The 25,055-nt window shown below is 65.0% G+C and carries 26 protein-coding genes; 10 read left to right on the forward strand and 16 right to left on the reverse strand.

The genetic code is table 11. The annotated features are described in order from the left end of the window. Window positions 1-106: 106 nt before the first annotated feature. Window positions 107-625, reverse strand: coding sequence for a MarR family winged helix-turn-helix transcriptional regulator (locus tag CK489_RS05040; RefSeq protein ID WP_050629571.1), 519 nt, complete (start codon window positions 623-625; stop codon window positions 107-109). Window positions 626-803: 178 nt separating this feature from the next. Between CK489_RS05040 and CK489_RS05045 the strand changes: the two genes are divergently transcribed. The 3 genes from CK489_RS05045 to CK489_RS05055 are packed head-to-tail and all read left to right on the forward strand — an operon-like array spanning window position 804 to window position 4,347. Continuing rightward, window positions 804-1,844 (forward strand): branched-chain amino acid ABC transporter permease, encoded by a 1,041-nt coding sequence (locus CK489_RS05045; RefSeq protein ID WP_050629570.1) that lies wholly within the window; start codon window positions 804-806, stop codon window positions 1,842-1,844. Between the two features lie 5 nt (window positions 1,845-1,849). Continuing rightward, window positions 1,850-3,619: a branched-chain amino acid ABC transporter ATP-binding protein/permease gene (locus CK489_RS05050; protein WP_095731504.1), complete on the forward strand. Its 1,770-nt coding sequence runs from the start codon at window positions 1,850-1,852 to the stop codon at window positions 3,617-3,619. Next, the gene (locus CK489_RS05055) at window positions 3,616-4,347 is read left to right on the forward strand and encodes an ABC transporter ATP-binding protein (protein ID WP_095731505.1); all 732 of its coding nucleotides are present in this window, start codon (window positions 3,616-3,618) and stop codon (window positions 4,345-4,347) included. Before CK489_RS05050 ends, CK489_RS05055 begins: the two co-directional genes overlap by 4 nt. A gap of 79 nt (window positions 4,348-4,426) precedes the next feature. On the opposite strand, the gene CK489_RS05060 is transcribed toward CK489_RS05055, so the two are convergent. The 9 genes from CK489_RS05060 to CK489_RS05100 form a co-directional block, all read right to left on the reverse strand. Next, a complete protein-coding gene (locus tag CK489_RS05060) occupies window positions 4,427-5,578 on the reverse strand; it encodes an ABC transporter substrate-binding protein (RefSeq protein ID WP_095731506.1) in 1,152 nt (383 codons plus the stop codon). 145 nt (window positions 5,579-5,723) lie between these two features. Beyond that, window positions 5,724-6,143, reverse strand: a complete 420-nt coding sequence (locus tag CK489_RS05065; protein ID WP_095731507.1) for an acyl-CoA thioesterase — start codon at window positions 6,141-6,143, stop codon at window positions 5,724-5,726. Window positions 6,144-6,204: 61 nt separating this feature from the next. Beyond that, entirely contained in the window at window positions 6,205-6,966 is a 762-nt protein-coding gene (locus tag CK489_RS05070) for an SDR family NAD(P)-dependent oxidoreductase (protein ID WP_095731508.1), read from the reverse strand. 20 nt (window positions 6,967-6,986) lie between these two features. Next, a complete protein-coding gene (locus CK489_RS05075; RefSeq protein ID WP_095731509.1) occupies window positions 6,987-8,858 on the reverse strand; it encodes a feruloyl-CoA synthase in 1,872 nt (623 codons plus the stop codon). Next, window positions 8,855-9,649 carry a crotonase/enoyl-CoA hydratase family protein gene (locus tag CK489_RS05080; protein WP_050629564.1) on the reverse strand — a complete coding sequence of 265 codons (795 nt, stop codon included), beginning with the start codon at window positions 9,647-9,649 and terminating at the stop codon, window positions 8,855-8,857. Before CK489_RS05080 ends, CK489_RS05075 begins: the two co-directional genes overlap by 4 nt. A 332-nt stretch (window positions 9,650-9,981) precedes the next feature. After that, on the reverse strand, window positions 9,982-10,443 hold the full coding sequence (locus tag CK489_RS05085; protein ID WP_095731510.1) for a DUF3237 domain-containing protein: 462 nt from the start codon (window positions 10,441-10,443) through the stop codon (window positions 9,982-9,984). A 4-nt stretch (window positions 10,444-10,447) separates the two neighbouring features. Beyond that, a complete protein-coding gene (locus CK489_RS05090) occupies window positions 10,448-11,764 on the reverse strand; it encodes a TRAP transporter large permease (protein WP_095731511.1) in 1,317 nt (438 codons plus the stop codon). 6 nt (window positions 11,765-11,770) lie between these two features. After that, entirely contained in the window at window positions 11,771-12,280 is a 510-nt protein-coding gene (locus CK489_RS05095; protein ID WP_035652977.1) for a TRAP transporter small permease, read from the reverse strand. Window positions 12,281-12,509: 229 nt separating this feature from the next. Beyond that, window positions 12,510-13,544, reverse strand: a complete 1,035-nt coding sequence (locus CK489_RS05100; protein WP_050629561.1) for a TRAP transporter substrate-binding protein — start codon at window positions 13,542-13,544, stop codon at window positions 12,510-12,512. Window positions 13,545-13,814: 270 nt separating this feature from the next. Between CK489_RS05100 and pobA the strand changes: the two genes are divergently transcribed. The 3 genes from pobA to CK489_RS05115 all read left to right on the forward strand — a co-directional run bounded on the left by pobA (window position 13,815) and on the right by CK489_RS05115 (window position 16,170). Beyond that, on the forward strand, window positions 13,815-14,984 hold the full coding sequence (gene pobA / locus CK489_RS05105; RefSeq protein ID WP_095731512.1) for a 4-hydroxybenzoate 3-monooxygenase: 1,170 nt from the start codon (window positions 13,815-13,817) through the stop codon (window positions 14,982-14,984). A 47-nt stretch (window positions 14,985-15,031) separates the two neighbouring features. Further along, complete coding sequence (locus tag CK489_RS05110) at window positions 15,032-15,610, forward strand: glutathione S-transferase family protein (RefSeq protein WP_095731513.1); 579 nt, start codon at window positions 15,032-15,034, stop codon at window positions 15,608-15,610. A 104-nt stretch (window positions 15,611-15,714) separates the two neighbouring features. Beyond that, entirely contained in the window at window positions 15,715-16,170 is a 456-nt protein-coding gene (locus CK489_RS05115) for a PaaI family thioesterase (RefSeq protein WP_095731514.1), read from the forward strand. Here CK489_RS05115 and CK489_RS05120 read toward each other — a convergent pair. After that, window positions 16,167-17,060, reverse strand: a complete 894-nt coding sequence (locus CK489_RS05120; RefSeq protein WP_050629557.1) for a LysR family transcriptional regulator — start codon at window positions 17,058-17,060, stop codon at window positions 16,167-16,169. The genes CK489_RS05115 and CK489_RS05120 overlap by 4 nt on opposite strands. Before the next feature lie 106 nt (window positions 17,061-17,166). Here CK489_RS05120 and CK489_RS05125 point away from each other — a divergent pair, with 106 nt between their 5' ends. Then, on the forward strand, window positions 17,167-17,802 hold the full coding sequence (locus tag CK489_RS05125; RefSeq protein WP_050629556.1) for a pyridoxamine 5'-phosphate oxidase family protein: 636 nt from the start codon (window positions 17,167-17,169) through the stop codon (window positions 17,800-17,802). Here the strand turns inward: CK489_RS05125 and CK489_RS05130 are convergent. Beyond that, entirely contained in the window at window positions 17,799-18,530 is a 732-nt protein-coding gene (locus tag CK489_RS05130; RefSeq protein WP_095731515.1) for a glutathione S-transferase family protein, read from the reverse strand. The two genes, CK489_RS05125 and CK489_RS05130, sit on opposite strands and share 4 nt — an antisense overlap. A 64-nt stretch (window positions 18,531-18,594) precedes the next feature. Further along, window positions 18,595-18,828, reverse strand: a complete 234-nt coding sequence (locus CK489_RS05135; RefSeq protein WP_095731516.1) for a hypothetical protein — start codon at window positions 18,826-18,828, stop codon at window positions 18,595-18,597. Window positions 18,829-18,998: 170 nt separating this feature from the next. Here CK489_RS05135 and CK489_RS05140 point away from each other — a divergent pair, with 170 nt between their 5' ends. Next, a complete protein-coding gene (locus tag CK489_RS05140) occupies window positions 18,999-19,697 on the forward strand; it encodes a helix-turn-helix transcriptional regulator (RefSeq protein ID WP_050629554.1) in 699 nt (232 codons plus the stop codon). Next, window positions 19,697-20,032 (forward strand): YkgJ family cysteine cluster protein, encoded by a 336-nt coding sequence (locus tag CK489_RS05145; protein WP_095731517.1) that lies wholly within the window; start codon window positions 19,697-19,699, stop codon window positions 20,030-20,032. Before CK489_RS05140 ends, CK489_RS05145 begins: the two co-directional genes overlap by 1 nt. 7 nt (window positions 20,033-20,039) lie before the next feature. Here CK489_RS05145 and CK489_RS05150 read toward each other — a convergent pair whose 3' ends face one another. Further along, window positions 20,040-20,441 carry a hypothetical protein gene (locus CK489_RS05150; RefSeq protein ID WP_050629552.1) on the reverse strand — a complete coding sequence of 134 codons (402 nt, stop codon included), beginning with the start codon at window positions 20,439-20,441 and terminating at the stop codon, window positions 20,040-20,042. A 169-nt stretch (window positions 20,442-20,610) separates the two neighbouring features. Then, on the reverse strand, window positions 20,611-20,964 hold the full coding sequence (locus tag CK489_RS05155; RefSeq protein WP_094194084.1) for a DUF3307 domain-containing protein: 354 nt from the start codon (window positions 20,962-20,964) through the stop codon (window positions 20,611-20,613). Window positions 20,965-21,370: 406 nt separating this feature from the next. Between CK489_RS05155 and CK489_RS05160 the strand changes: the two genes are divergently transcribed. Beyond that, window positions 21,371-22,771, forward strand: coding sequence for a TAXI family TRAP transporter solute-binding subunit (locus tag CK489_RS05160; RefSeq protein WP_095731518.1), 1,401 nt, complete (start codon window positions 21,371-21,373; stop codon window positions 22,769-22,771). Between the two features lie 459 nt (window positions 22,772-23,230). On the opposite strand, the gene CK489_RS05165 is transcribed toward CK489_RS05160, so the two are convergent. After that, window positions 23,231-24,982 (reverse strand): hypothetical protein, encoded by a 1,752-nt coding sequence (locus tag CK489_RS05165; protein ID WP_198960833.1) that lies wholly within the window; start codon window positions 24,980-24,982, stop codon window positions 23,231-23,233. Between the last annotated feature and the right edge of the window lie 73 nt (window positions 24,983-25,055).

The following is a 25,055-nucleotide window of genomic DNA, read 5'->3' on the forward strand; positions in this document are numbered from 1 at the left end:
CGCCCGCGTACGCCGCACGATGGATTGCTTCGCGGAGCCTGTCATCGGGCGCGCGTACGCGCGACCCGTTGGCTCGCAATGATGTGGAAGGCCCGTGGCCAGGCGCTCAAAACTCCTGCGCGAGCTTGGCCAGCATCTCCAGCAGCGCAGCGTGATTGGCCGGGCCGAGCACCTCGATCAGCCGCGCCTCGTGCTTGTTGGCGACCAGCTTCTTGGCGCGCGCCAGCACGGCGCGGCCCCGGTCGGTCAGGACCAGGATGTGGGAGCGGCGGTCGTTGGTCGAGCGCATCCGCGCGCAAAGGTCGCGGCTCTCCAGCGCGTCCAGCATGGCGACGAAATTCGGCCTGAGGATGCCGAGCGTATTGGCGATCTCGGTCTGGTTGCGGCCCGGATTCTTGTCGAGCAAGAGCAGCACCGAGAATTGCGCCGGCGTCAGCTGCAGCGGCGCGACGCAGCGCAGGAAGTCCTCGAATACCCTGAGCTGCGCGCGCTTGAGCGAATAGCCGAGCAACCCGGACAGTTCGCCCAGTTGCAGCATGCTGTCGTCCCCGGCAGGATCGACGGGTTCCCTGCGCAGCGCGCGCGACGAACGGACGGCATCGGAGGCGGTCTTGGAAACAGTCATCGCTCCAGGCTCGCAATCCCGGTACAAAACCCCGCGGGACACTCGGGGACCTTGAGATTATATCTAATAATTGTTATACGCCATATCTAATATCGGCGGCTATCAACAGCCGATATCGGCCGACCCGACCGGCGCAGCCGGCTGTGGCGGCCCGACGCTTGAGGGGGAGCGCTGGGCCTTGAACACGACGATCATGCTGTTCCTGCTGCAGGACGGCATCACCAATGGCGCGATCTACGCACTGCTGGGGCTGGCCCTGGTGCTGGTGTTCGCGGTGACGCGGGTGATCCTGATCCCGCAGGGCGAATTCGTCACCTACGGCGCGCTGAGCTACGCCATGCTGGCGACCGGCCAGGTGCCCGGCACCGCGCGGCTTGCGGTCGCGATGGGGCTGGTCGCCTTCGCACTCGACCTGTTCTTCGCGCGCAAGGCGCTGCACGCGCGGCTGGTGATCCGCTCGGTCGCGCTCAACATCGTCTTTCCCACCGCGTTGCTCGGCCTCGTCTATGCGCTGGTCAGTCCGCACACGCCGATCGCCGTCAACATCGCGCTCGCGCTCTTGATCGTGGCGGCGATCGGGCTGTTCCTCTACCGCATCGCGTTCCAGCCGATCGCGCACACCTCGGTGCTGGTGCTCCTGATCGCCTCGGTCGGCTGCCATCTGGCGCTGCAAGGCCTCGGCCTCGTGTTCTTCGGCGCCGAAGGCCTGCGCGGCCCGGCACTGTCGAATGCCGCGGTGACCGCAGGTCCGCTGCGCTTCACCGGCCAGAGCCTTGCCGTCTACGGCCTGACGGTCGGCTTCATCGTCGCCCTGTGGCTGTTCTTCGGCTACACCAAGACCGGCAAGGCGCTGCGCGCCACCGCGGTCAATCGACTCGGCGCCCGCCTGGTCGGCATCCGCACCACGCTGTCGGGCCAGATCGCATTCCTGCTCGCCTCCGTCATCGGCGCGATCTCCGGCATCCTGATCGTACCGATCACCACGCTCTATTACGACACCGGCTTCCTGATCGGCCTGAAGGGCTTCATCGCCGCCATCATCGGCGGCCTGGTCAGCTATCCGCTGACCGCGGTCGCGGCCATCGTGGTCGGCATCGTCGAGGCCTTCTCGTCGTTCTACGCCAGCAACTTCAAGGAAGTCATCGTGTTCACGCTGATCCTTCCCGTCCTGGTGCTGCGCTCGCTCGCGGCGCCCCAGGTCGAAGAAGAGAAGGACTGAGCGCGATGACGCAGCGGCTTCCCCTCATCATCTTCGCGCTCGTGATGGCGGTGATCCCGCTGCTCCCGGGCATCCCGCCGTTCTGGATCGTGCTGCTCGACAATATCGGCCTCGCCGCGCTGGTCGCGATGGGGCTGGTGTTGCTGACTGGCGTCGGCGGCCTCACCTCGTTCGGACAGGCCGCGTTCTGCGGCTTCGGCGCCTACACCACCGCGGTGCTGACCACCGCCTACGGCGTCTCACCATGGCTGACGCTGCCGGCCTCGCTGCTGGTCAGCGGCATTGCAGCGGTGCTGCTCGGCCTCGTCACGGTGCGGCTGTCAGGCCACTACCTGCCGCTCGGCACCATCGCCTGGGGCATCGGCTTGTTCTATCTATTCAGCAAGCTGGAATTCCTCGGCCGCAACGACGGCATTTCGGGCATTCCGCCGCTCTCGATCGGCGCGTTCAAGATGCTGAGCCCGGACACGATCTACTACGCGATCTGGGTCGCGGTGCTGCTCGCGGCGCTATTGACCATGAACCTCTTGGACTCCCGCACCGGGCGCGCCATCCGCGCGTTGCGGCGCGGCCATGTCGCGGCCGAAGCCTTCGGCGTGCAGACGCCGCGCGCCAAGCTCCTGGTGTTCATCTATGCCGCGGTTCTGGCCGGCCTCTCCGGCTGGCTCTATGCACATTTCCAGCGCGCCGCCAACCCGACACCGTTCGGCGCACAGGCAGGCATCGAGTATCTGTTCATCGCCGTGGTCGGCGGCGCCGGTTACGTCTGGGGCGGCGTGCTCGGCGCCGCTATCGTCGTGATCCTGAAAGAGGTGCTGCAGAGCTATTTGCCCTACATCTTCGGCGGTCAGAGCCAGCTCGAGACCATCGTGTTCGGCATCATGCTGGTGCTGCTGCTCCAGCTCGCGCCGCAGGGCGTCTGGCCCTGGCTGATGTCGAAGCTGCCGTTCAAGCCGACCCGCAAGACGCCGGACACATCGGTGAAACTGGAGCACCGCGAGCGGGCACCGGGATCGTCACCGGTGCTGCTGCACATCGAGAAGGCGCGCAAGCAGTTCGGCGGCGTGCTCGCGGTGAACGACGTCTCGTTCGACGTCAATGCCCGCGAGATCGTCGCGCTGATCGGTCCCAACGGCGCCGGCAAGAGCACGACCTTCAACCTGATCACCGGCGTGCTGGCCGCAACCAGCGGCAAGATCGCCGTGCTCGGCAACGAGGTCGCGAACGCGCCTCCGCAGGAGGTGGTCAAGCTCGGCGTCAGCAGGACGTTCCAGCACGTCAAGCTGGTGCCCGACATGACCGTACTGGAGAACGTTGCGATCGGCGCGCATCTGCGCGGCAATTCCGGCGCGATCTCCAGCATGCTGCGGCTCGACCGCGCTGATGAGACGAAGCTGCTGGCGGAAGCCGCGCGGCAGATCGAGCGCGTCGGCCTGTCCGAGCAGATCGATCAGCTCGCCGGCTCGCTGTCGCTCGGGCAGCAGCGCATCGTCGAGATCGCGCGTGCGCTGTGCGTCGATCCGATGCTGCTGCTGCTCGACGAGCCGGCCGCCGGGCTGCGCCACATGGAGAAGCAGCGGCTCGCCGCGCTGCTCCGGCAGTTGCGCGACGGCGGCATGTCAGTGCTGCTGGTCGAGCACGACATGGGATTCGTGATGGATCTCGCCGACCGCATCGTGGTGCTCGATTTCGGCACCAAGATCGCCGAGGGCACGCCGGCCGCGATCAAGCGCAATCCTGATGTGATCAAGGCCTATCTCGGAGCCGCCGCATGAGCGCGCTATTGACGGTGACCGACGTCCATATTGCCTACGGCAAGGTCGAGGCCGTGCGCGGCGTCTCGCTCGACGTCGCCGACAACGAGATCGTCACCATCATCGGCGCCAACGGCGCCGGCAAGACCACGTTGCTGAACGCCATCATGGGCGTGCTGCCGCTGAGGGGCCGCACCACCTTTGCCGGCATCGACATGGCCCCGCTCGACATCGAGGACCGCGTCGCGACAGGCCTGAGCCTGGTGCCCGAGCATCGCGAGCTGTTCGGCACGATGAATGTCGAGGACAATCTCGAGCTCGGCGCCTTCAGGATCGCGAAGGCGGTCGCGGCCACCTCGCTGGAACGGGTCTACACGCTGTTTCCGCGGCTCAAGGAGCGCCGCAAACAGCTCGCAGGTACGCTGTCCGGCGGCGAGCAGCAGATGCTGGCGATGGGCCGCGCGCTGATGGGCGCGCCGAAACTCCTGATGCTCGACGAGCCGAGCCTCGGCCTCGCGCCGATCATCGTCGCCGACATCTTCCGCATCGTCGGCGAGCTTCGCGCAGCCGGCGTCTCCGTGCTCTTGGTCGAGCAGAACGCCCAGGCCGCACTGCAGATCGCCGACCGCGCCTATGTGATGGAGCTCGGCGAGTTCGCGCTGTCAGGCACGGCCAAGGACATCGCCGCCAACAAGGGCGTCGCCGCGAGCTATCTCGGCTTCCAGCACGAGGGCGAGAGCGCGATTTAGTGTCGCTGACGCGTGTGGCTAACGAAAAAGCCGGCCCCTATCGGGACCGGCTTGTTCATTTCGCGGGAACGCGACCGGCTCACATCGCCGGGACGTACTTCCCGTCCTTGACCGTCAGCAGGATGCGCGAGCGGTCGTCGAGGCCGTAGCGGTCCTTTTCGGTCCAGTTGTAGACGCCCTGGGACGCGACGATCTCCTTCTCGGAGAGGAAGGCCTGGCGGATCGCCTCGCGGAATTCCGGCGTGCCGGGCTTGGCGGTCTTCAGCGCGGTCGGGATGATGCGCTTCAGCACCTCGAAGGCGTCGTAGGAGTGGCCGGCGAACTGGCTGCGGCTGTTGGCGCCATACTTGGCTTCATAGGCCGCGTTCAGCGTGAGCCCGGGCTTCTTGGTCAGCGCGCTGTCCGGTTGGGTTTCCGGCGACATGACCGGACCAGCCGACATGATGACGCCTTCCGCCGACGCGCCCGCGATGCGGATGAAGTCCATCGTGGCGGCACCGTGGGTCTGGTAGATCAGGCCCTTGTAGCCGCGCTCGCGCAGCGCGGTCTGCGGCAGCGCCGCGGCGGTGCCGGAGGCACCGACCAGGATGGCGTCTGGATTGGCAGCGACGAGCTTCAGCACCTGGCCCGCCACCGAAGTATCCGGACGCGCGAAGCGCTCCTCGTCGGTCATGGTCAGGCCCATCGGCACGGCCTGCGCCTTGAAGTCGTTGACCCAGAGATCGCCGTAGGAATCCGAATAGCCGATATAGCCGACAGTCTTGATGTTGTGCGCCTTCATGTGCTCGTAGAGCACCTTGCCCATGATCGGGATCGACTGCGGCAGGTCGACCGACCATTTCGCGCGGGCGTCGTTGATCGGGAACGGCGCGAGGCCGAGATGCGGGATGCCGGCCTCGTTGGCGACCGTCGACACGGCGATCGTGGTCGGCGTGATGCAGGAGCCCATGATGATGTCGGCCTTGGACTCGGTGACGAAGCGCCGCGTGTTGGTGGTTGCCGCCGTCGGATCACCGGCGTCGTCGAGCACGATCAGCTTCAGCGGTACGCCGCCGATCTCCTTCGGCACGAAATCGAGCGCGTTGCGCTCGGGGATGCCGAGCGCCGCGGCGGGGCCGGTGGTCGAGATCGAGATGCCGATGGTGATTTCATTGGTCTGCGCCAGTGCGGGCGCGCCCGGCAGCGCGATAACGGCTGCAAGCGCTGCTGCGGCGAGAGTGGCCTTCCTCATTCATTCCTCCCTGCGGATAAGTTTTTTGGTTTAATCCGGTTTTGCGGGCCAATTCAGCCCCTTCTTTAGAGCATGATCCGGAAAAGTGGAAACCGGTTTTCCGAGAAGATCATGCTCCAAAAGTCGAGTCATGAGGGGTCGCAAGTCAGCCCTTCATGAAGCGGTCGATGACCTCCTGCGGGAATGGCGCCGATTTCAGCCGGGCCGGATCGTCCGGATGGCGGCCGACCAGCACCCTGGTCTCGAACGCCTCGATCGCCAGCGCCTCGCCCTTGAACACGCGGTGCACCACCTCGAAGCTCGAGCGCTTGATGCTCTCGATCCGGCTCTCGATGGTAATCCAGTCGCCGTGGGTCGACGGGATGTGAAATTTCGCCCGCGTGTCGACCATGGGAATGCCGACCAGGCCGTATTTGTGAACCAGGTCCTGCTTCGAGCAACCGGCCGCTTCGAACATGATCGAGGTCGAGTCGTCGAACATCGCGAAGTAGCGCGGGTAGTAGACGATGTTGGCGGGGTCGCAATCGCCCCACTGGATCTGCACGTCACGCCGGTTGACGAACATGGTTTGTCCTCGAGTGAGCATGGGCCATCCGGAGGCGCCTCATGCGCCTCCGGATCATGCGTCAGCGCGGCGCCATCCGGAGCGCGGCATCGAGCCGCACCACTTCGCCGTTCAGATAGGGATTGTCGATCATGTGCAACGCCAGCGAGGCGAACTCGTCGGCTTGGCCAAGCCGGCGCGGGAACGGGATCGCGGCAGCGAGCGAGTCCTGTGCTTCCTGCGGCAGGCCGGCCAGCAAGGGCGTCATGAACAGGCCGGGCGCGATCGTCAGCACGCGGATGCCGAATTGCGCGAGCTCGCGCGCGATCGGCAGGGTCATCGCGACAATGCCGCCCTTCGAGGCCGAATACGCCGCCTGCCCGATCTGGCCGTCATAGGCCGCGACCGAAGCCGTCGAGATCACGACGCCGCGTTCGCCGGTCGCGAGCGGTTCGAGCTTCGACATCTCGGCAGTCGCAAGCCGCAGCATGTTGAAGGAGCCGATCAGATTGACCTTGATCACCTTGTCGAAGTCGGCGAGCGCCATCGGCCCCTCACGGCCGATCACGCGCTTTGCAACGCCGATGCCGGCGCAATTCACCAGCACGCGCGCAGGGCCGTGCGCCTTGGCGGCGGCCGCGACGGCAGCCTCGGCGGCCGCGGCATCGGCGACGTCGCAGACAACGGCAATGCCGCCGATCTCGGCCGCGACGCTCTCGGCAAGCTTGGCGTTGAGGTCGCAGACCGCGACCTTGGCGCCCTGCGCGGCCAGAAGGCGCGCGGTCGCCGCGCCCAATCCCGATGCACCGCCGGTGACGATGGCGGCCTGATCCTTCAATTGCATGACGTGCTCCTCTTCGAGAGTCAGACTGACGTGATCACCGATGCCGGCGGCACCGGCGCATAAAGCGCTTCGATTGTTTCAGTGCGATGCTCCAGCACCGCGCGCTGGTTGATTGAGCCCTTGTCGGTGACCTCGCCGCGATCGATCGACAGCGGCGTGTCGAGCAGGATTGCCCGCGCGATCCGGTTCGACGAGCCGGTGGCGCTCGCTAGCACACGTGCGAAGCGCTCGCGGAAGGCAGCACGCACCAGTGGATCGTTGGCCGCGGCCGCGATGTCGTTGCCAGCAAGCTGCGGATTGATCAGGCGGCAGCCATCGAGATCGAGGATCACGATCGCCGCGAGCTCGTCGCGATTGATTCCTGCGATCACGACGTCGCGCACCAGCGGCGCGCAGGTGCCGACGAAGCGCGCCCGCAACGGCCCGACGCTGACCCAGGTGCCGCTCGCCAGCTTGAAATCCTCGGCGATGCGGCCATCGAAATCAAAGCCGGCATCAAGATCACCGGGGTTGGCGGGCTTCAACGCATCGCCGAACTTGTAGAAGCCCTCCTCGTCGAACGCCTTGGCGGTCAGCTCGGGCTGCCGCCAGTAGCCGGGCGTCACGTTCGGGCCCCTGGCGCGGACCTCAAGCTTGCCGTTGTTGGGCACCAGCTTCGCGTCATTGCCCGACACCGGCAGGCCGACATGGCCGGAGCGGCTGGTATCGGGACGTACCGACATGAAGAACGGCGAGGTCTCGGTGGCGCCGAGCCCGGTCAGCATGGGGACGCGATAGCCCTTCTCCTGCACCGCGAGCGCGTCGAGGCTGTTCCAGACGAATGGCGACAGCGCGGCGCCGGAGAAGAACATGGCGTGCAGCCGGTGGAAGAATTTCGCGCGCAAGTCGGCGTCGTCACGCAGATAGGGCAGCAGCGATTCATAGCCCTTGGGCACGTTGAAATAGACCGTCGGCGATATCTCGCGCAGGTTTCGCACGGTCTCCTCGATGCCGCCGGGCATTGGCTTGCCCTCATCGAGATACATCGAGCCGCCGTTGAACAGCGTCAGCCCGACATTGTGGTTGCCGCCGAAGGTGTGATTCCACGGCAGCCAGTCGACGATGACAGGCGGCTCGTCCTTGAGGAACGCCAGCGTCTCGCGCAGCATCACCTGGTTGGCGCAGATCATGCGCTGGGTATTGATGACGGCTTTGGGATTGCCCGTCGATCCCGAGGTCAGCAGGAATTTCGCGATCGTATCCGGACCGACGGCCGCGTGGGTCGCGTCGAGGCCGCCGTCTTCCGGCGTCGCCATGAGATCGGCGAGCCGCGTCACGTCGCGGCCAGGCACCGCGCCGCGGCTTGCCGCGATCTCGACATCGGGTCCGACGTTGGCGCGCAGTGCTTCGGCGAATCTGTCGGCGTCGTCGACGAAGACGAGGCCGGGCGTCAGCAGCTTGATGACGAAGCTGAGCTTGCCATAGTCGCGCGACACCAGCGAGTAGGCCGGCGAGACCGGGCAGAACGGAATGCCGGCATAGAGCGCGCCGAGCGCGATCAGCGCGTGATCGATCGAATTGCCCGACAGGATCACGATCGGCCGCTCGCTCGACAATCCGCGCGCGAGCAGCGCGGAGGCGATGCGCCGCGTGGCCTCGAACAGCTGCGCGTAGGTGATCTGGCGCCAGCCGCCATCGGCAGCACGCTCGGCCATGAACACGCGGTTCGGCTCGGTCGCCGCCCAGTGATGCAGCCGGTCGGTGAGGCGCACAGGAAAGTCGGCGAGCCTGAGCTTGGGACGGAGATAGATGGTGCCGTCGGCGCGGCGCTCGACGGTGACGTCGGGATTGCCGAACGAGATCGGACGCAGCGGATGCGCATTCGCAGCTGATGCAGACGTCGTGACGCTCATGTCGGCTTCACCTTGGCGGTCTTGCGATCCAGAAAGGCGCGGATCCGCTTTTTGGCTTCCTTGTCGCTCTGCGCCACCGTCGCCATCAGCGATTCCATCAGGAGGCCGGTCTGCGGATTGGCCTCGGCGATCATCGGCAGCGCCTGCAACACCGCGAAATTGGTCAACGGCGCGTTGGCGGCAACGCGCTCGGCGAGCTCCAGCGCCTTGGGCAATGCGCCGTCTGCTTCGGTGAGGTATTGCGAGAAGCCGTAGGCCGCACCTTCGGTCGCCGAGTAGACCCGGCCGGTCAGCATCATGTCCGCCATCCGCGGCACCCCGATCAGGCGCGGCAGCCGCACCGACCCGCCGCCGCCGACGAAGATGCCGCGCTGCCCCTCCGGCAGCGCGAAATAGGCCGACGGCTCGGCAACCCGGATATGCGCCGCGCAGGCCAGCTCCAGCCCGCCGCCGATCACCGCGCCCTTCAGCGCGGCGATGACAGGCACTCGGCAATACTGGATGCGGTCGAACACGCGGTGCCACATCTGGGAATGCACCAGCCCCTCGGTGGCGTCGCGCTCGGTGAGTTCGGAGAGATCGAGGCCGGACGAGAAATGGTCGCCGACGCCGTGGATGACCACCGCGCCGATTTCCTCAGGGATGGCAGAAAAACAGTCCCGCAGCGCCAGGATAATGCCATCGTTCAGCGCATTGCGCTTGGCGGGCCGGTTCAGCCCGACGGTCAGCACCGCCCCTCGCGTCTCGATCCTGAGCAGCGAGGCGTCACCCGCGTCGGCAGCGTTTCCCATGGCGTTATTGTTTCCTGTTCAGAATAGTTATGTTTTATAACTATCATCGCAGGAGTCAATATGGGTTCACGATCGTCGTCCTGGCGAAGCCAGGACGACGTGAAAATGGCGCTCGATTCAAGATGTCCAACAACGCGGTGTCATCACCAGCGAAAGCGGGTTTCCGGTATTCCAGAGGCAGCAGTGCTTGCGCCGAGAGGCCGCGGCGTACCGGATCGCCCGGTCGAGCCGGGCGATGACGGTGTGGGTGGGCCACGCCTCGCAATCTCGCGACGTGAATAGTCCGAGCTTTGCTTTCGTCTCGTGCGGGCGCGACGAACCTGCCTAAAGCCTCACAACACCTGATGCACGTCGATCACGACGCGGTCGGCGTGGCGAGCGGCGGAACCGATGAAGATGCGCTCCATCAGCCAGCGGTATTTTTCGGCGCCGGTTTCGAATTTCGGCACGGTGCGGAAATAGATCAGCTTCGGATCGACCGGCTCGCCGCGCTTCAGCTTCTGCAGAAGTTCGACCGGCCCGAAGCGGATTCCCTTGTTCTCGACATAGACGACGGCGCCGTCGTCGGTCTCGAAGGCGTATTTGGCCTCGAGGTCGATAAGCTCATTGGGCCGGATGATCTGGAAGTCGGCGCCGAAGGGAAGCACCTTGCCGTTGATCCCCTCGCCTTTCACGTCGCCGCCGATGATCGGAATGATGCGGCGGACGCCGGTGCCGATATCGCCGGCGGACGTCACTTCCGCGATCCGGGCGGTGATGGTGAAGACATACTTGGTGTGGAGTTCCGGGTTCATCCGCCTAGCCTATCATGCGCTGCGGCAGCCAGGTCGCGAGCAGCGGGAACAGGATCAGGATCACCAGCCGGATCAGGTCGGTGATCACGAACGGCAGCACGCCGACGAAGATCGTCGACATGTTGACGTCCTTGATCACGCTCTTGATCACGAACACGTTCATGCCGACCGGCGGATGGATCAACCCGAGCTCGACCGTCATGACGATGATGATGCCGAACCAGATCGGGTCGAAGCCGAGCGCGGTCACCACCGGAAACACGATCGGCACGGTGAGGATCACCATCGCCATCGCGTCCATCAGGCAGCCGAGCACCAGATACATCATCAGGATCAGTGCCAGCACGCCATAGGGTCCGATGCCGAGCCCGGTGAGGAATTCGGTGACGTGCTGCGGCGTCTGGGTGATGGTCAGGAAATAGCCGAAGCAGAGCGCGCCGATCAGCACGGTGAACACGGCAGCCGCGGTGCGCGTCGCCTGCAGCAGCGATTGCAGGATGCCGTCCCTGGTCAGCTTGCCACGGAGGAGGCCGATGATAAAGGCGCCGACCGCGCCGACCGCGCCGGCTTCGGTCGGGACAAAGAAGCCACCATAGAGGCCGCCGATTACGAACAGGAACAGCAGCAGCGGCGACCAGACGTCGCGCAGCGCCATCAAGCGTTCGTGCCACGATGCCTTCTTTCCCGCCGGCAGGAAGCCCGGCCGCGTCACGCCGATGATGCCGATCGTGACCATGTGCATCAGGATCGCGAGCAGGCCCGGCACCACGCCAGCGATGAACAGCTTGCCGATATCCTGCTGGGTGATGATGCCGTAGACCGCGAGCACGGTGGACGGCGGCAGCATCGCCCCTAGCGTGCCGCCGACCGCGATCACGCCGGTCGCGAACGACTGCGGATAACCGAAGCGGCGCATCTCGGGATAGGCCACCGCCGAGAAGGTCGCAGCGGTAGCGACCGACGAGCCCGAGATCGCGGCGAATCCGCCGCAGGCCGCAATGGTCGCGATGCCGAGCCCGCCCTTCCAGTGGCCGACGAAGGTGTTGGCGGCGCGGAACAGCTCGCGGCTGATGCCCGAGACGGACACGAAAGCGCCCATCAGCAGGAACATCGGGATCACGCCGAACGAATAATCCGTCACCGTGCGCATCGTGGTCTGGCCGACCAGCTTCAGCGCGGGGGCAAAGCCGGTGAGATAGCCGAAGCCGGTGATGCCGACGAGGCCCATCGCCATGCCGACGGGCACGCGCAGCAGCATCAGCGCAAACAGGCAGACAAAGCCGATGACGGCGACGGCCTCGGGACTGAGGTCAAGACTCATGGCCGTCTACTCCGCCGTCTTGATCTTGGCATCGTGGATATCTTCCGGATGGAAGATCAGGCGGTAGGTGCGGATCGCGATAAGCAGCACGGCCGAGACGTCGCCGATCCACGACACCAGGAAGAACGGCCAGACCGGGACGCCGAGGTCCATCGTCACGATATGGCTGTTCCTGGTGTCGATCACCTTATCGACCAGCGTGTAGGTCTGCACGCTCACTACGAACAGCAGCACCAACGTCGCGAAGATGTCGATCCAGCGCTGATAGCGCGGTGAGGCATTGGCCCAGACCAGGTCCACGGTGATGTGGGTGCCGCGATAGCTCGTCGCCGCGATGCCCCAGAAGATCAGGATGCCGAGCAGGAACTGGCCGAAATTGTAGTAGTCAGGGATCGTCACCGCGAAGAACTTGCGCATGAACACCGCGGTGAAGGTGTTGAGCGCTACGACGCCGACGAAGAAGGCCGCGACCCATTCGATCGAATCGATGAAACGGTCCATGAAATTCTTGCGCACCGGCTCGGGTGGACCAGTGATCGCGCCGTCCGGGGTGACTTCGGCAGATTGCGTCATGCGCTGCTTCGATTGGCTCCCTCGCCCCGCTCTTGCGGGGAGAGGGTCGGGGTGAGGGGGCTGTTTCCACGAATAGTGAATGCGGTGAGAACTGTCCCCCCTCACCCGGATCGCATCTGACGATGCGATCCGACCTCTCCCCGCAAGCGGGGAGAGGTAAAGGGGAGCGAGATCAGATCCCCGCCTCGTACTTCTTCAGCGTGGCCTGCAGATCGGCCTCGATCTTCTCCGGATCGCCGCCGGCTTTCTTCACCGCCTCGGCCCAGCTGTCGCGCAGCGGCTTGACCGCCTTCTTCCACTCGGCGAGCTGATCAGGAGTCAGGGGATAGACCTCGTGGCCTTGCAGTGCCTTCATCTTGGTGCGGCCGTTGGCTTCGAAATCGGTCCAGGGATCGGTGACCTTGGAGGCCCATTCCGGCGTGCAGTGATCGTCGATCACCTTCTTCTGGGCGTCCGACATCGAATTGTATTTGGCGAGATTGATGTTGTAGGTGAACACCGTCGTATAGAGCGGCACGTCCATGTGGTACTTCACCACCTTGTCGATGCCGAACAGGAAGATCGAGCCCCAGGGGAAGGTGATCTCGTCGGCCACGCCCCGCTCGATCGCGTCACGCGATTCCGGCGCGGAGGCCTGCACATTGGTGCCGCCGAACATCTTCACCATCTCGCCGATGGTGCTCTGCGCGGGCCGCACCTTGACGCCGGAGAGGTCGCTCGGCAGCACGATCTTCTTCTTGCCGTGCAGCGCGCCCGGATCATGGATGAAGGCGAAGCAGAGCTTGGTGTCCTTCATCTCGGTCGGTGCGTATTTGTGGTACCATTCGTTCAGCGCCAGCGTGCCCTTCTTGCCGTCCGAGAACACGAACGGGAGCTGGCCCGCAGCCGCGATCGGGAAGCGGCCGGGCTGATAGCCGGGATTGACATAGGTGACGTCGGCGATGCCGTCGCGCGCCATGTCGTAATGGTCGAACGCCTTGCCGAGCTGCTCGGACGGAAACACGGTGACCTTGATGGTGCCGCCCGATGCCTTCTCGATGTCGGCGGCCCAGGCCTGCGTCGCCGGCACCAGCGGATGCGCCGGCGGCACCCAGAGCGACACCTTGAGATTGACGGTCTTGTCCTGCGCCAGGGCAGGTCCAATGGCGGGACCCGCGGCCGGTATGACGGCGGCTGCCATCAGCAGCGCCAGCACTGTTTTCCTCATCACGCCTCCTCCTCTCCATGACGGCGGGCTTCTTGCCCGGTCTCGTTACTTAACATGTTATCTAATTCGCCCGCATATTCAAGACGGAATATGCGGGGCGGACGCCTCGTCGCACCCGGCCGCTCCGGCATCTTGCGATGCGGCGAAAGCAGTCCGCGGCAAATCGGCCTTGCCAAACCTGTTATATGATATAGTTGCCATGGCAAGTTGACGGTGTCCGCCCGGCGCGGGGCGCCCGACTTAAGCCTATCCGATCGGGAGGAGCAGGTATTGCGGACAAAAGTAGCAATCATAGGCGCAGGTCCGGCCGGACTGTTGCTTGGGCAACTACTTCATACTTTCGGCGTAGACAACGTCATTCTCGAGCGGCAGACCCCGGACTACGTGCTGGGGCGGATTCGCGCCGGCCTGCTCGAGGAAGGCACGGTGTCATTGCTCGACAGCGTCGGCGCGGGCGCCCGGCTGCACCAGGAAGGCCTGGTGCATCACGGCGTCGAGCTGGCCTTCGGCGGCGCGCGGCACCGCATCGACATGCATGCGGCGACCGGCAAGACCGTCACGATCTACGGCCAGACCGAAGTCACGCTCGACCTGATGAACGCCCGCAAGGCCGCGGGCCTGACCACGATCTACTCCGCCGGCGACGTCAAACCGCACGACTTCGACACCGATCATCCGCGCGTCAGCTACGTCAAGGACGGCGTCGCCCATGAAATCGCCTGTGATTTCATCGCCGGCTGCGACGGTTTCCATGGCATCAGCCGGGCCAGCGTTCCGGCCTCGGCGATCACCAGCTATGAGCGGGTGTATCCGTTCGGTTGGCTCGGCATCCTCTCGGAAACGCCGCCGGTCGCGCCGGAACTGATCTACAACAACCACGAGCGCGGCTTCGCGCTCTGCACGATGCGCTCGACCCATCGCAGCCGCTACTACGTGCAGTGCCCGCTCGACGATCAGGTCGACCAATGGTCGGACGAGCGGTTCTGGGACGAACTGAAGCGGCGGCTCGACCAGAAGGCCGCCGATGAGATCATCACCGGCCCCTCGATCGAAAAGAGCATCGCGCCGCTGCGCAGCTTCGTCGCCGAACCGATGCGGTTCGGCCGCATGTTCCTGGCCGGCGACGCCTCGCATATCGTGCCGCCGACCGGCGCCAAGGGCCTGAACCTCGCGGCCAGCGACGTGCACTATCTCTCGCAGGCGCTGCGCGAATATTACGACGAGAAATCCTCCGCCGGCCTCGACGGCTATTCGGCCAGGGCGCTGGCGCGGGTCTGGAAGGCGGTGCGCTTCTCCTGGTGGATGACCTCGATGCTGCACAAATTCCCCGACGAGGGCGAATTCGCCGCGCGCATCCAGATCGCCGAACTCGACTACCTCGTCAGCTCGAAGGCGGCGTCGACCTCGCTGTCGGAGAACTATGTAGGGCTGCCGTTCTAGGCGATGATGGAATAGGCTGGCGTCTCAAGGTTCCGGGAGCAGCCACCATGTTCACACTGTACTTCGCACCGGGCGCCAGCTCGATGGCGGTGCACATCGCCTTGCACGAGATCGGTACGGGTTTCGAAGCCCGGCCGATGTCGTTCAAGCGCAACGACATGCAGGCGCCCGACTATCTCGCACTCAATCCGGAGGGCAAGGTCCCGACGCTCGTGATCGACGGCCGGCCGCTGACCGAGGTGGCGGCGATCCTGTTCTATCTCGCCCGGCGCTTTCCTGAGGCCAACCTGCTGCCGCGCGACAATCTCGAGGCCGAGGCGCAGGCGCTGTCGTGGATGTCGTTCATCGCTTCTACGCTGCATCCCGCAAGGGCGCGCGGGCTCGATTACGCGAAGACCGTCTGGGGCATCGCCGACCGCCGTCTCGGTCACGGCTGGGCGATCGGCAGCTATTCGGTCGCCGACATCCATCTGTTCCGCCTGTACTGGCGGCTCGCCAATTCGCTCAAGCTGTCGCCGGAGACGTTTCCAAACCTCACGGCGCATTACGAGAGAATGATGGCGCGACCGGCGGTGCAGAAGACAATCGAGATCGAGAGCGAAGTCGGCTACGAATTGCCGGCGTGACCGCCCGCGCGTCGGTGCTTTCAAACACCCACGCAAATGCCGTTTAAAACTTTGTAGGCGGTGAAACCGTCATCGACATACCCAACGTCATAAGCGAGATTCAGATGACCACCGAAACGCAACTTGCCCCCGACATTCCCCAAGACATCCCGCAAGGCTTCGAGCCGCTGTTCCGCAAGAGCCCGCTCACCGAGCCGTGGGAGCCGCTTTACCAGAAGAAGACCGAGCGGTCCGTCATCATCGGCCTGCGGCTGGCCCGGCCGCACACCAACGGCCGCGGCCTGATCCATGGCGGACTGATCGCGGCACTTTCCGATAATGCGATGGGCTATAGCTGCGGCCAGGCGACCGGCTGGACCACCTCGTATGTGACGGTCTCGCTGACGGTCGATTTCGTCGGCTCGGCCAATGTCGGGCAGTGGCTCGCGATCGAGAGCGACGTGATCAAGACCGGCAGCACGATCTGCTTCGCGCAGAGCCTGATCAAGGCCGATGGCGTGACGATCGCGCGCGCCAGCGGCACCTTCCGCGTGGTGCCGAAGAAGCCGCCGGTGAGCTAGCTGAAATGCCAGTCGGTGATCTCGGTGACGAGATCGATGAAGGTCCGCACCTTCGCCGACAGCAGCCGGGATGTCGGATAGACGACATGGATCGGCACCGGCGGCTGCTCGAACGCGGCGAGCACGATTCGGACCCGCTTCGCCTTCAGCGATTCGGCGGCCTGGTAGGCCATCACCCGGGTCAGCCCGCCATCCTGCTCGGCGAATTGGATGGCGGAATCCGAGCTGTTGCTGGTGAAGCGCGGCGTCGGGGTGATGCGGATCTCCTGGCCGTCCTCCACGAAGCGCCAGTCAGGCGTCGCGGTCATGGCGCCGAACTGGATCGTGTCATGGGAGGTCAAGTCTGCCGGCCGCTTCGGCTCGCCGCGGAGCTTGAGATAGCCGTGTGAGGCCACCACGATGCGGCGCATCTGGCCGACATGCCGCGCCACCAGGGTCGAATCCGGCAGGTGCCCGAGCCTGACCGCGAGGTCGACGCCGTCCTCGACGAGGTTGATCCGGCGGTCCGACAGCCGCAGGTCGACGCCGACATCGGGATAGCGCTTCAGGTAGGCGGAGACGACCGGGCTGACATGCAGCCGGCCGAAGCCGAACGGCGCCGAGATCACGAGGCGCCCTTCGGGGCGGGTGCGCTCGCTCTCCACCGCGTCCTCAGCCTCCTCGACATCGGCGAGGATCCGCCGCGCCCGCTCCAGATAGCGCGAGCCGGCGTCGGTCAGCGTCACCTGCCGCGTCGTCCGTTGCAGCAGCCGCGCGCCGAGCCGCTCCTCCAGCGCCGCGATCAGCCGGGTGATGGCGGATGGCGACAGGCCGAGCTTGCGGGCGGCAGGGGCAAACCCCTCGAGGTCCGCCACCGCGACGAAGGCCTGCATGGCATCGATCCGGTCCATGGAACTATTGCATAATCGGCAACAGTGAAGTGTCAATTCACAAGATTGCTTACGATACGAAAACGTCCATGTTGTGGTGGCAGGACGCCCGTTTCGGGAGGCCAAGATGTCCGATGCCCACACCTATCCCAGCGACGTCGCCTTCACCCCGGCGGTCAAGGCGATCCAGACCCGCAAGGGGTCGCGCGATACCTATGCCGAGGTCGAGGCGCACGGCGGCTGGCGCACCGAGATCGACGAGAACCTCGCAGGCTTCCTCGGCGAGGTGAACAGCTTCTATTTCGCGACCGCCTCGGCGGACGGACAGCCTTATATCCAGCATCGCGGCGGGCCGAAGGGCTTCATCAAGGTGCTCGACAAGCACACCATCGCGTTCACCGATTACAGCGGCAACCGGCAATTCATCACGCAAGGCAATCTCTCGGAGAATCCTAAGGCCTATATCTTCGTGATGGACTATGCGCATCGCCGCCGCGTCAAGCTGTGGGGCGAGGCGCGGGTCGTGGAGGACGATCCGGCGCTGACACGCGCGCTGATGCCGCAGGGCTATCGCGCGCGTCCCGAGCAGGTGATCATGTTCAAGGTCGCGGCGTGGGACACCAACTGCCCGCAACACATTCCGCAGAAGTTTGACGCCGCCGATGTGGCACAAGCCCTCGCCGCGCGCGATCAGCGCATCGCCGAGCTCGAGGCGGAGCTCGCCGCATTAAAGGGCCAGCCCGCGCCTGCTGTGCCGACCTAAGCTGCCTGCTGCTGCAGCGGCGCCCAGGCGAACTCCGGATAGTACTGCTGCATCATCCGGCCGACATAGGCGGTGAGATTGTCGAACTTCTCGGTACGCTCGCGCAGCGGCGAATCGAAGAACGGCGTCAGGATCCCCGCGAGCGCCCCGAATGCAGTGGCGTCCGAGCCGCAAGGTGCGTTGCCCATCAGATAGGGCTTGTCGCCGAGTTGCACCGAGAGCGCAAACAGCGAGCGCATGGCGACATCGACGTCCTCGTCGGGGCCGTGGCGGCCAAGCCCGCTCAACAGATAGTTCTCGGCGACGCGGAACTGGGCGTCCTCGCGCATCTTGTCGCGCAGATGATCGGGCGCGCCGTCGAAGAAATGCGCGGGTCCCTTGGCGAAATTGGTATCGTCGACCCAGCGCGCGCCGACCAGCGCCCAGTAGACGTGATGCTCGATCATGCGCTCGAAAGCCCAGGCCTGGGCGCGCGCCTGCAGGCTCAGCGGCGCATCGAAATCGAAACCGTATTTGCCCTCGATATGGGCGCGGATGAAGGTCGAATCGGCGATCGTCTCGCCGTCGTCGACGATGAACGGCAGCTGGCCCTTGGGAGAGGCCGGCGGCATCGCCTTTTCCTTGGTGTAGGCAAGCCCGGCCATCTTGAGCTGGACCTCGGTCTTGGTCACGAAGGGGCTGATTTCCGGCAGACCGAAGCCCGTGCCAAAGCCAAAAAGCGTAATCATATGAAGCTCCCGATCGCCTGTGGTCGTGAATTGAAGCTAGCTGTCCCCTGCTGCCAGCATGGTGTCAGCAGTAGTGGCATTCACTGCCGAGCGGGGTTGCGGGCGCGAGGCGGCGAACCGCCTCGCGAACCCGCTTGACCAGCCGTGCCCGCCCGTAGGACCAGACCGTGCTGACCGACCGTGCGATCAGCGCGACCAGGGCCCAGCGCAGGTCGCCGGAGGTGGAGTAGACCGTGACCAGTTGTTCCAGTGCGAAGCTCTGCGCTTGCCGGAAACCGAGTTCATCAAGATTCGTCATGGACAAATTCCCTTCACTTGAGGTGTTGTCCTGATATAGCCCCCACCTGCTGCCAACATGCTGTCAGCAGCAGTGACAGGGGGCGCGAAAAGGCGACGCGTCGAGACACCGCGAGATCCGTCAAGACAGTCGTCAAGACCGCTGCAAGAGAGCGACCAAAGAGAACTGCCATGAGACGCGCCGACCGGCTGTTTCAGATCATCCAGGTGCTCCGCCGCACCCGCAAACCGTTGACTGCGGACGCGATCGCAGCCGAGCTCGAGACCTCGAAGCGGACGATCTATCGCGACATCGCGAGCCTGATCGAGCAGCGGGTACCGATCCGCGGCGAGGCCGGCATGGGCTACATCCTCGAGAAGGGTTTTGACCTGCCGCCCTTGATGCTGACACCCGACGAGATCGAGGCCTGCGTGCTCGGCGCACAATGGGTGATCGGCCACGCCGATCCGGCATTGGCGCGCGCGGCCGAGGACCTGATGGCCAAGATCGCGGAGACCGTGCCCGACCGGCTGCGGCCGTTCGTGCTGGAGCCGGCGAGCCGCGCTCGCTCCGCCTGGAACCGCGAGCCCGACCGTATCGACATGGTCAGGACCCGCAGCCAGATCCACGAGGGCAAGAAGATCACGCTGAACTATCGCGACGAGCATGGCCGCGACAGCGAGCGCACGATCTGGCCGATCGCGGTCGGCTATCACGAGGCGGTGCGGCTGCTCGCCGCCTGGTGCGAACTGCGCAGGGATTTCCGCAGCTTCCGCACCGACCGCGTGGTCACCGCTGTTTACCACGACGAGAAGTATCCGGAGCGGCGCGACCTGCTCAGGGCGCGCTGGCGGCGCAGCCTGGTCTGGGAAGCACCGAGGGACACCTGATGGAGGATGACGCGATCGATACGGCCGGCGCAAGCCCCTGCCAGTCCTGCGGCGCCTGCTGCAGCTATTCGGAGAACTGGCCGCGCTTCACGACCGAGGACGATGCAGAGCTCGAGCTGATCCCGGCGCAATTCGTCAACGCGCGACAATCAGGGATGCGCTGCGAAGGCGATCGCTGCTCGGCGTTGTCGGGGAAGATTGGAGAGGCGACGCGCTGCGTCGTCTATGCGGTGCGGCCGGAGGTGTGCCGAACTTGTCTGCCGGGCGACGCGGAATGCGCGATGGCGCGCCGCCGGCACGGGCTGCCGCTCATTCCGGGCGCGCAACCGACTTGAGCAGGGCTTAAGCCGTGACCCTGTCGCTGACATCCTCGTCGTCGAGCTCGTCATCGACAACGGGCGCGAAGGTCGACAGCGGCTTGGTCGACAGCGTGATCGGCTTGCGGCCACCATGCGACACGGTCGCAGTGCGAGCCGGCTCGCGCGACAGCGCATAGAGCGTCGACCCGACACGGCCGCCGGAATTGACCAGCTCCCATTCGCTGCAGCTCGACGCGATCGCCACCGCGAGCGCGTGCAGATGGCTGCGCCGATAGCAGAACAGCGCCAGCCTCGCCCGGACATCAGGCGCGACATTGGCGACCAGCAGTGAAAGCCCGTTGGGATTGGCGCGGTACATCTGGCCGAGCAGGTCGTCCGCAACTGGGCAGGCATCGTTCTCGAAGGCGTCGCGGCTTGAAAACATTTGCAAATCCCCCTCGATCGGGAAGATGCCGCGCAATCCTCTAACGAAAGGTTAACCACGGCCTCCGGTCGTCTCCGGAGAGGCTTGCCCGTTGCACGCGAATCACATCCGCCCACGGCCGGCGGATGGTCGATTGCCTGAAATGAAGGAAGAGGCGTCCGTCAGCCGCTCAGTTCGCGGCCATGTAGATCGACAGCGCGAAGCCGGTGAGGTGGTGCAGCGCCTGGTCGACCCCGATCAGGGTCCAGAACCAGGGATGGTGCGCTTCCAGCGTCACGCCGAAATGCGAGGCGCAGTATCCCTTGCAGCGATCGACGATGACGTGGATCACGAAGTCGACGAAGGCGACGTACCAGAACCGCGGCGCCACCACCAGGATCAGTGCCAGCGCGACCGCGAGATGGACCAGGCAATGCGCGAGCAGCGGCATGGCCCAGCCGGTCTTCTGGTCCTTGCCGATCGCCATCCAGGCGTTCTGCAGCATGAAGTCGGCGATGATGTGCTTCGCCGTGAGAAGCAACATCCATCCCACCAGGGCACCAACCGACACCGACGATGACATGGCAGGAAACAACAAGCTGACGCCCTTTACTTCGATGAATGTGATTGCAAGAAATCCGGGTCAGGCCGTCAGCATAATTCCGCAAACCGAAGCGTGTCTCATTTATGACATCTCCGGCGGCGGAATGCACCTGCGGCCCGTCGAAAATCACATCTGGGTTCGGCCGTCGACAGTGGCGATGGTCATGTCGCAGCGCGGCGCAGGCGAGCCGGGATCAAGATTACGGCCGGCGGCCGGTTTGCATTCCGCCCGGGGAAGTATATCGTCGCCTGCGTAGGAAATTTTCTTTCTTTTATAGTGATTTACGGATTCACCGGGCAGCGCGGCGCCGTTCCGGCAACGGGCCGTCCCGGACGGGTGATCAGCCATGAGTGCCGAAGCCCCCTCGCCTGCGCCAACGCCGCCGCGGCCGCGCGCTCCGGTCGCCAAGAGCAACCGCGCGCAGATCGTCGTCTTCACCCTGCTGACACTGCTGCTCAGCGCCGTCACCGTGGTCGGTGGCCGGCTCTGGCTGCGCAACTCCGAGACGCTGGTGTTCGCGGTCGGCGATGCCAACGGACCGGAGGCGAAGTTCGCCGCCCGCCTTGCGACCGTGCTGAAGACCAATTCGTCGCGGCTGCGGCTGAAGATTGCGCCGAACCCCGACAATGCCAAGGCGCTGGCACAGTTCGATCGCCGCGACGCCTCGCTTGCCATCCTGCGCACCGACGCCAAGGTGCCGCCGCGCGCCCGCGCCATCGCGATCCTCGAGCATGACGTGGTGCTGGTGCTCAGCCCCGGCGGCAAGAAGATCAAGTCGCTGCCCGAGCTAAAGCGGAAGAAGATCGCGGTCGTCGGCGACGGCGAGAACAGCGTCAATTTTGTCCGCAGCGCGCTCGAGATTTCCGACAGCCCGGATGCCGCGCAGCGGGTGCAGCAGGCGCCGCCGAACACGCCGCTGGACAAGCTGTTCGCCTCGGGCTTTGCCGCCGTGGTCGTGATCGAGCACGCCTCGAAGATCATCAAGGACAAGACCTACGAGCAATATGCCAAGCGCTCCGGCGGGTTCACGTTGAACGCAATCGACGAAGCAAAGGCGCTGGCGCGCAAATATCCGGCGATCTCGGAGGAGACGATCTCCGCCGGCATGCTGTCGTCCTCGCCGGCGATCCCAGATGACGAGGTCGACACTATCGGGCTGCAATGGCTGCTGGTGGCCCAATCCTGGATGCCCACGACGACGGCCGCCGAGCTCGCGCGCATCGTCTATGAGAACAAGTCCGAGCTCGCGCTCGACAACGGCTTCGCCTCCAGGATCGAGCCGGCAGCGACCGACAAGGACGCCTTCATCGTCGCCCATCAGGGCGCCGCCGAATACATCAACGACGACACCAAGTCGTTCATGGATCGCTACAGCGACGTGATGTATCTCGGCGCCGCCGCGCTCAGCATCATCGGCTCGATCTTCGCCGCGATCTACACCAAGATCACCCGCGTCGCGCCGGCGAAGGCCAGCGAGCTGGCGGGCCAGATCCTCGATATCGGTGAACGCGTCGCGCGCACCACCTGCACCGAAGACCTCGACGAACTGCAGGACGAGCTCGAGGCGATCCTGCGCGGCGCGGTGATCGGCCTGCGCGACGGCACGGTTTCCGGCGACGGCCTCGACACCTTCAGGCTCGGCTACGAGCTGGTCCGCGACGAAATCGCCCTGCGCCGCGATCACCTCAAGCGCCATCCCCCGGCCGTCGACGACAACTTCGTGGTGGTGAAGAGCGCGAACGGGTGAGTTCTGTTTCAACCGTCGAGCAACTCGTTTGGCGTCATCACGTCGCGCATGCGGGTGATCCGGTGCGTGAGTCCACGGCTCTTCCCGTGAGTCGTCCCTGCGAAAGCAGGGACCCATGTTCCGCGGCGGGCGTAATGAATCGGACCTGTCGTCCCAGCGTCGCTCAACAATGACAGTCGGTGGTTATGGGTCCCTGCTTTCGCAGGGACGACATCGAATATGCGGCACGCTTGCGAAGCTTGTTTGGTGTCGTCACCCGCGACGACGGGTGGATCCAGTATTCCAGAGGTAGTCGCTATTGAATTGATGGGTCGCGGCGGACTGGATCGCCCGGTCGAGCGGGGCGATGACCGCTGAGGATGGGAATATTGGAGCAAGAAACGTCAATGCCCGGCGCAAGGCCGGGCATGACGAACCAGTGGAGACAAGCGCGTCAGGCAGCGCCGCAACACCCTTGCTTCAATCGGTGTCGCGGCAGTCGCCGTCGCCCCTGCCGTGGCCGCACGAGCTGCGGTCATGGGCTTCTTCATCGCGGCCGAGGTCGGTGCCGGGCGTGAACGACACGCCGCGCAGCGCTTCGCCGGCGTTCGCGGTACGCAGCGTGGCAAAATGCTCGCCGGCCGGAAGCGTAGTGGCGGACAGCTTGTCGGTGATCGACACAAGCCGGTTCGGATCCGCACCCTGGTCGCCGCTGCCGCTTACGGTCGCGGTGATCGCAAAGATCGTCGCGGTGCCGTCGCGGTTGACGCGGCCGGTGATATTGCGCAGGCCGTCGGTTGCCGGCGACCACGGCAGCTTGGTCGCCGCATTGTTGCCGGTCGGATAGCCCTTGACCGTATAGGGCACGCCGAGGCCAAGTCCCGCCTGCAACGTGTAGGCAAGCGTCCAGGTCGTGCCGTTGAACACCCACTTCTGCAATCCCGCGCCGGTCTGCGACGCCGCCGCAGTGTAGGTGTTCGAGGCCGCGTCATAGGTCGTGGTGCCGTTGCCCTCATCCGCCACATAGAGCGTCTTGGCGTCGGCGAACCACACGCCGAACGGGAACAAGGTCGCGGTCTTGGCCGGATTGGTCGGGAAACCGCTCAGCACGCACATGTTGTAGGGCGTGACGCCGGTCGTCTGCACCGTCGCGGCGTTGTAGAAGATCGGCGTCGTCGGCAGCGTCGCCGACGGGTTCGGCACGCCGGTGCCGTTCGGGCACGCCTTCGGATTGCCGTTGGCGGCGTTGCCGGAGGTGTCGATGAAGTACAGCGTGTTGACGCCGTTGCCGCCGCTGCCCTTGGTCAGGTAGACCACGTTGTCGAACACGGTCAGACCACGGAAGTTGGTGTCCTTGCCGATCTTATCGATCGGCTGGCCGAGCTCGGTGACATTGAAGCTGCCGACCGGCGTCGGCTGGGCCGGATCGGGCTGCTGGGCAAGCGCCGCATCGGCCTCGGTCATGATCTGGGTGCCGGTGCCGACGATCACGCCGACCGGCTGCGTTTTGCCGCCGTTGCCGGCGTTGCCCACCGTGTAGAAAACCCTGCCGCCATGGCGATCGTTGAGGATCGCGGCGCGGCCGTTGTTGCCGCTATAGGCGTTGGTCTTGGTGAAGTGGAAGCGGCCATGCTCGTCGACTTCAGCGACCAGGCGATAATAGGTGCTGGTCACCGGGTTGGTGGGATCGACCACGAACGGGGTGTTGGAGTTGGAGACATCGATCGCGCCGATCGGGGCGAGGTAACCCATGAACGACACGGTGCGGTGATCGAGCGACAGATTGAGCGCGAGCTCGGATTTCGACGAGAAGCTCGTGACCATCTGGTCCTTGCCCGGCGAGACGCCGCGCGAGGCGCTGTTCGGCACCTCGAGCGAGCGCACATGGTCACCGTCGAGCCGCAACTCGTCGAGCACGATCTTTGCGGTCAGGCCGAACGAGCCGTCGACGAGATCGTTGTTGAACACGGTCGGATAAGTGCCATCCGCCGTGGCGGTCACGCAGTTGGGCGACACGCAGTTCGGAGGCAGCTGGGTGACGCCGGGCGTGATGGTCACGGCGTTATTGGCGAACACGGCGCGGCTCAACAGCAAATGGCCCGGCCGGAAATGAATGTCATCCTCATCGGCGCGCGCGAAGCTGCCGGCAAGCGCGGTCGAGGCGAGCGTGAGTGCAAGAACGGATTTGGAAAGCGGAAGCCCGACAAACAGGCGTGATCCTCTGGCGATCATTGTCATTCTCCCAATGTAAGATTTTTGCAGAGCGAGTGCCGTAATTGCCCACCGCGTCGAGGGGATCGACGCG

This window comes from Bradyrhizobium sp. UFLA03-84 (assembly GCF_002289535.1).
GTDB lineage: Bacteria > Pseudomonadota > Alphaproteobacteria > Rhizobiales > Xanthobacteraceae > Bradyrhizobium > Bradyrhizobium viridifuturi.

Coding starts and splice junctions, on each gene's coding strand:
- CK489_RS05085 (WP_095731510.1), bottom strand. CDS start 10,443: ATGAACCCGGAACTCCACACCAAGTATGTCTTCACCATCACCGCCCGG.
- CK489_RS05090 (WP_095731511.1), bottom strand. CDS start 11,764: ATGAGTCTTGACCTCAGTCCCGAGGCCGTCGCCGTCATCGGCTTTGTC.
- CK489_RS05115 (WP_095731514.1), top strand. CDS start 15,715: ATGACCACCGAAACGCAACTTGCCCCCGACATTCCCCAAGACATCCCG.
- CK489_RS05110 (WP_095731513.1), top strand. CDS start 15,032: ATGTTCACACTGTACTTCGCACCGGGCGCCAGCTCGATGGCGGTGCAC.
- CK489_RS05100 (WP_050629561.1), bottom strand. CDS start 13,544: ATGAGGAAAACAGTGCTGGCGCTGCTGATGGCAGCCGCCGTCATACCG.
- CK489_RS05065 (WP_095731507.1), bottom strand. CDS start 6,143: ATGTTCGTCAACCGGCGTGACGTGCAGATCCAGTGGGGCGATTGCGAC.
- CK489_RS05080 (WP_050629564.1), bottom strand. CDS start 9,649: ATGGGAAACGCTGCCGACGCGGGTGACGCCTCGCTGCTCAGGATCGAG.
- CK489_RS05135 (WP_095731516.1), bottom strand. CDS start 18,828: ATGACGAATCTTGATGAACTCGGTTTCCGGCAAGCGCAGAGCTTCGCA.
- CK489_RS05150 (WP_050629552.1), bottom strand. CDS start 20,441: ATGTTTTCAAGCCGCGACGCCTTCGAGAACGATGCCTGCCCAGTTGCG.
- CK489_RS05120 (WP_050629557.1), bottom strand. CDS start 17,060: ATGGACCGGATCGATGCCATGCAGGCCTTCGTCGCGGTGGCGGACCTC.
- CK489_RS05140 (WP_050629554.1), top strand. CDS start 18,999: ATGAGACGCGCCGACCGGCTGTTTCAGATCATCCAGGTGCTCCGCCGC.
- CK489_RS05130 (WP_095731515.1), bottom strand. CDS start 18,530: ATGATTACGCTTTTTGGCTTTGGCACGGGCTTCGGTCTGCCGGAAATC.
- CK489_RS05060 (WP_095731506.1), bottom strand. CDS start 5,578: ATGAGGAAGGCCACTCTCGCCGCAGCAGCGCTTGCAGCCGTTATCGCG.
- CK489_RS05055 (WP_095731505.1), top strand. CDS start 3,616: ATGAGCGCGCTATTGACGGTGACCGACGTCCATATTGCCTACGGCAAG.
- CK489_RS05160 (WP_095731518.1), top strand. CDS start 21,371: ATGAGTGCCGAAGCCCCCTCGCCTGCGCCAACGCCGCCGCGGCCGCGC.
- CK489_RS05050 (WP_095731504.1), top strand. CDS start 1,850: ATGACGCAGCGGCTTCCCCTCATCATCTTCGCGCTCGTGATGGCGGTG.
- CK489_RS05125 (WP_050629556.1), top strand. CDS start 17,167: ATGTCCGATGCCCACACCTATCCCAGCGACGTCGCCTTCACCCCGGCG.
- CK489_RS05165 (WP_198960833.1), bottom strand. CDS start 24,982: ATGATCGCCAGAGGATCACGCCTGTTTGTCGGGCTTCCGCTTTCCAAA.
- CK489_RS05040 (WP_050629571.1), bottom strand. CDS start 625: ATGACTGTTTCCAAGACCGCCTCCGATGCCGTCCGTTCGTCGCGCGCG.
- CK489_RS05075 (WP_095731509.1), bottom strand. CDS start 8,858: ATGAGCGTCACGACGTCTGCATCAGCTGCGAATGCGCATCCGCTGCGT.
- CK489_RS05070 (WP_095731508.1), bottom strand. CDS start 6,966: ATGCAATTGAAGGATCAGGCCGCCATCGTCACCGGCGGTGCATCGGGA.
- CK489_RS05145 (WP_095731517.1), top strand. CDS start 19,697: ATGGAGGATGACGCGATCGATACGGCCGGCGCAAGCCCCTGCCAGTCC.
- CK489_RS05155 (WP_094194084.1), bottom strand. CDS start 20,964: ATGTTGCTTCTCACGGCGAAGCACATCATCGCCGACTTCATGCTGCAG.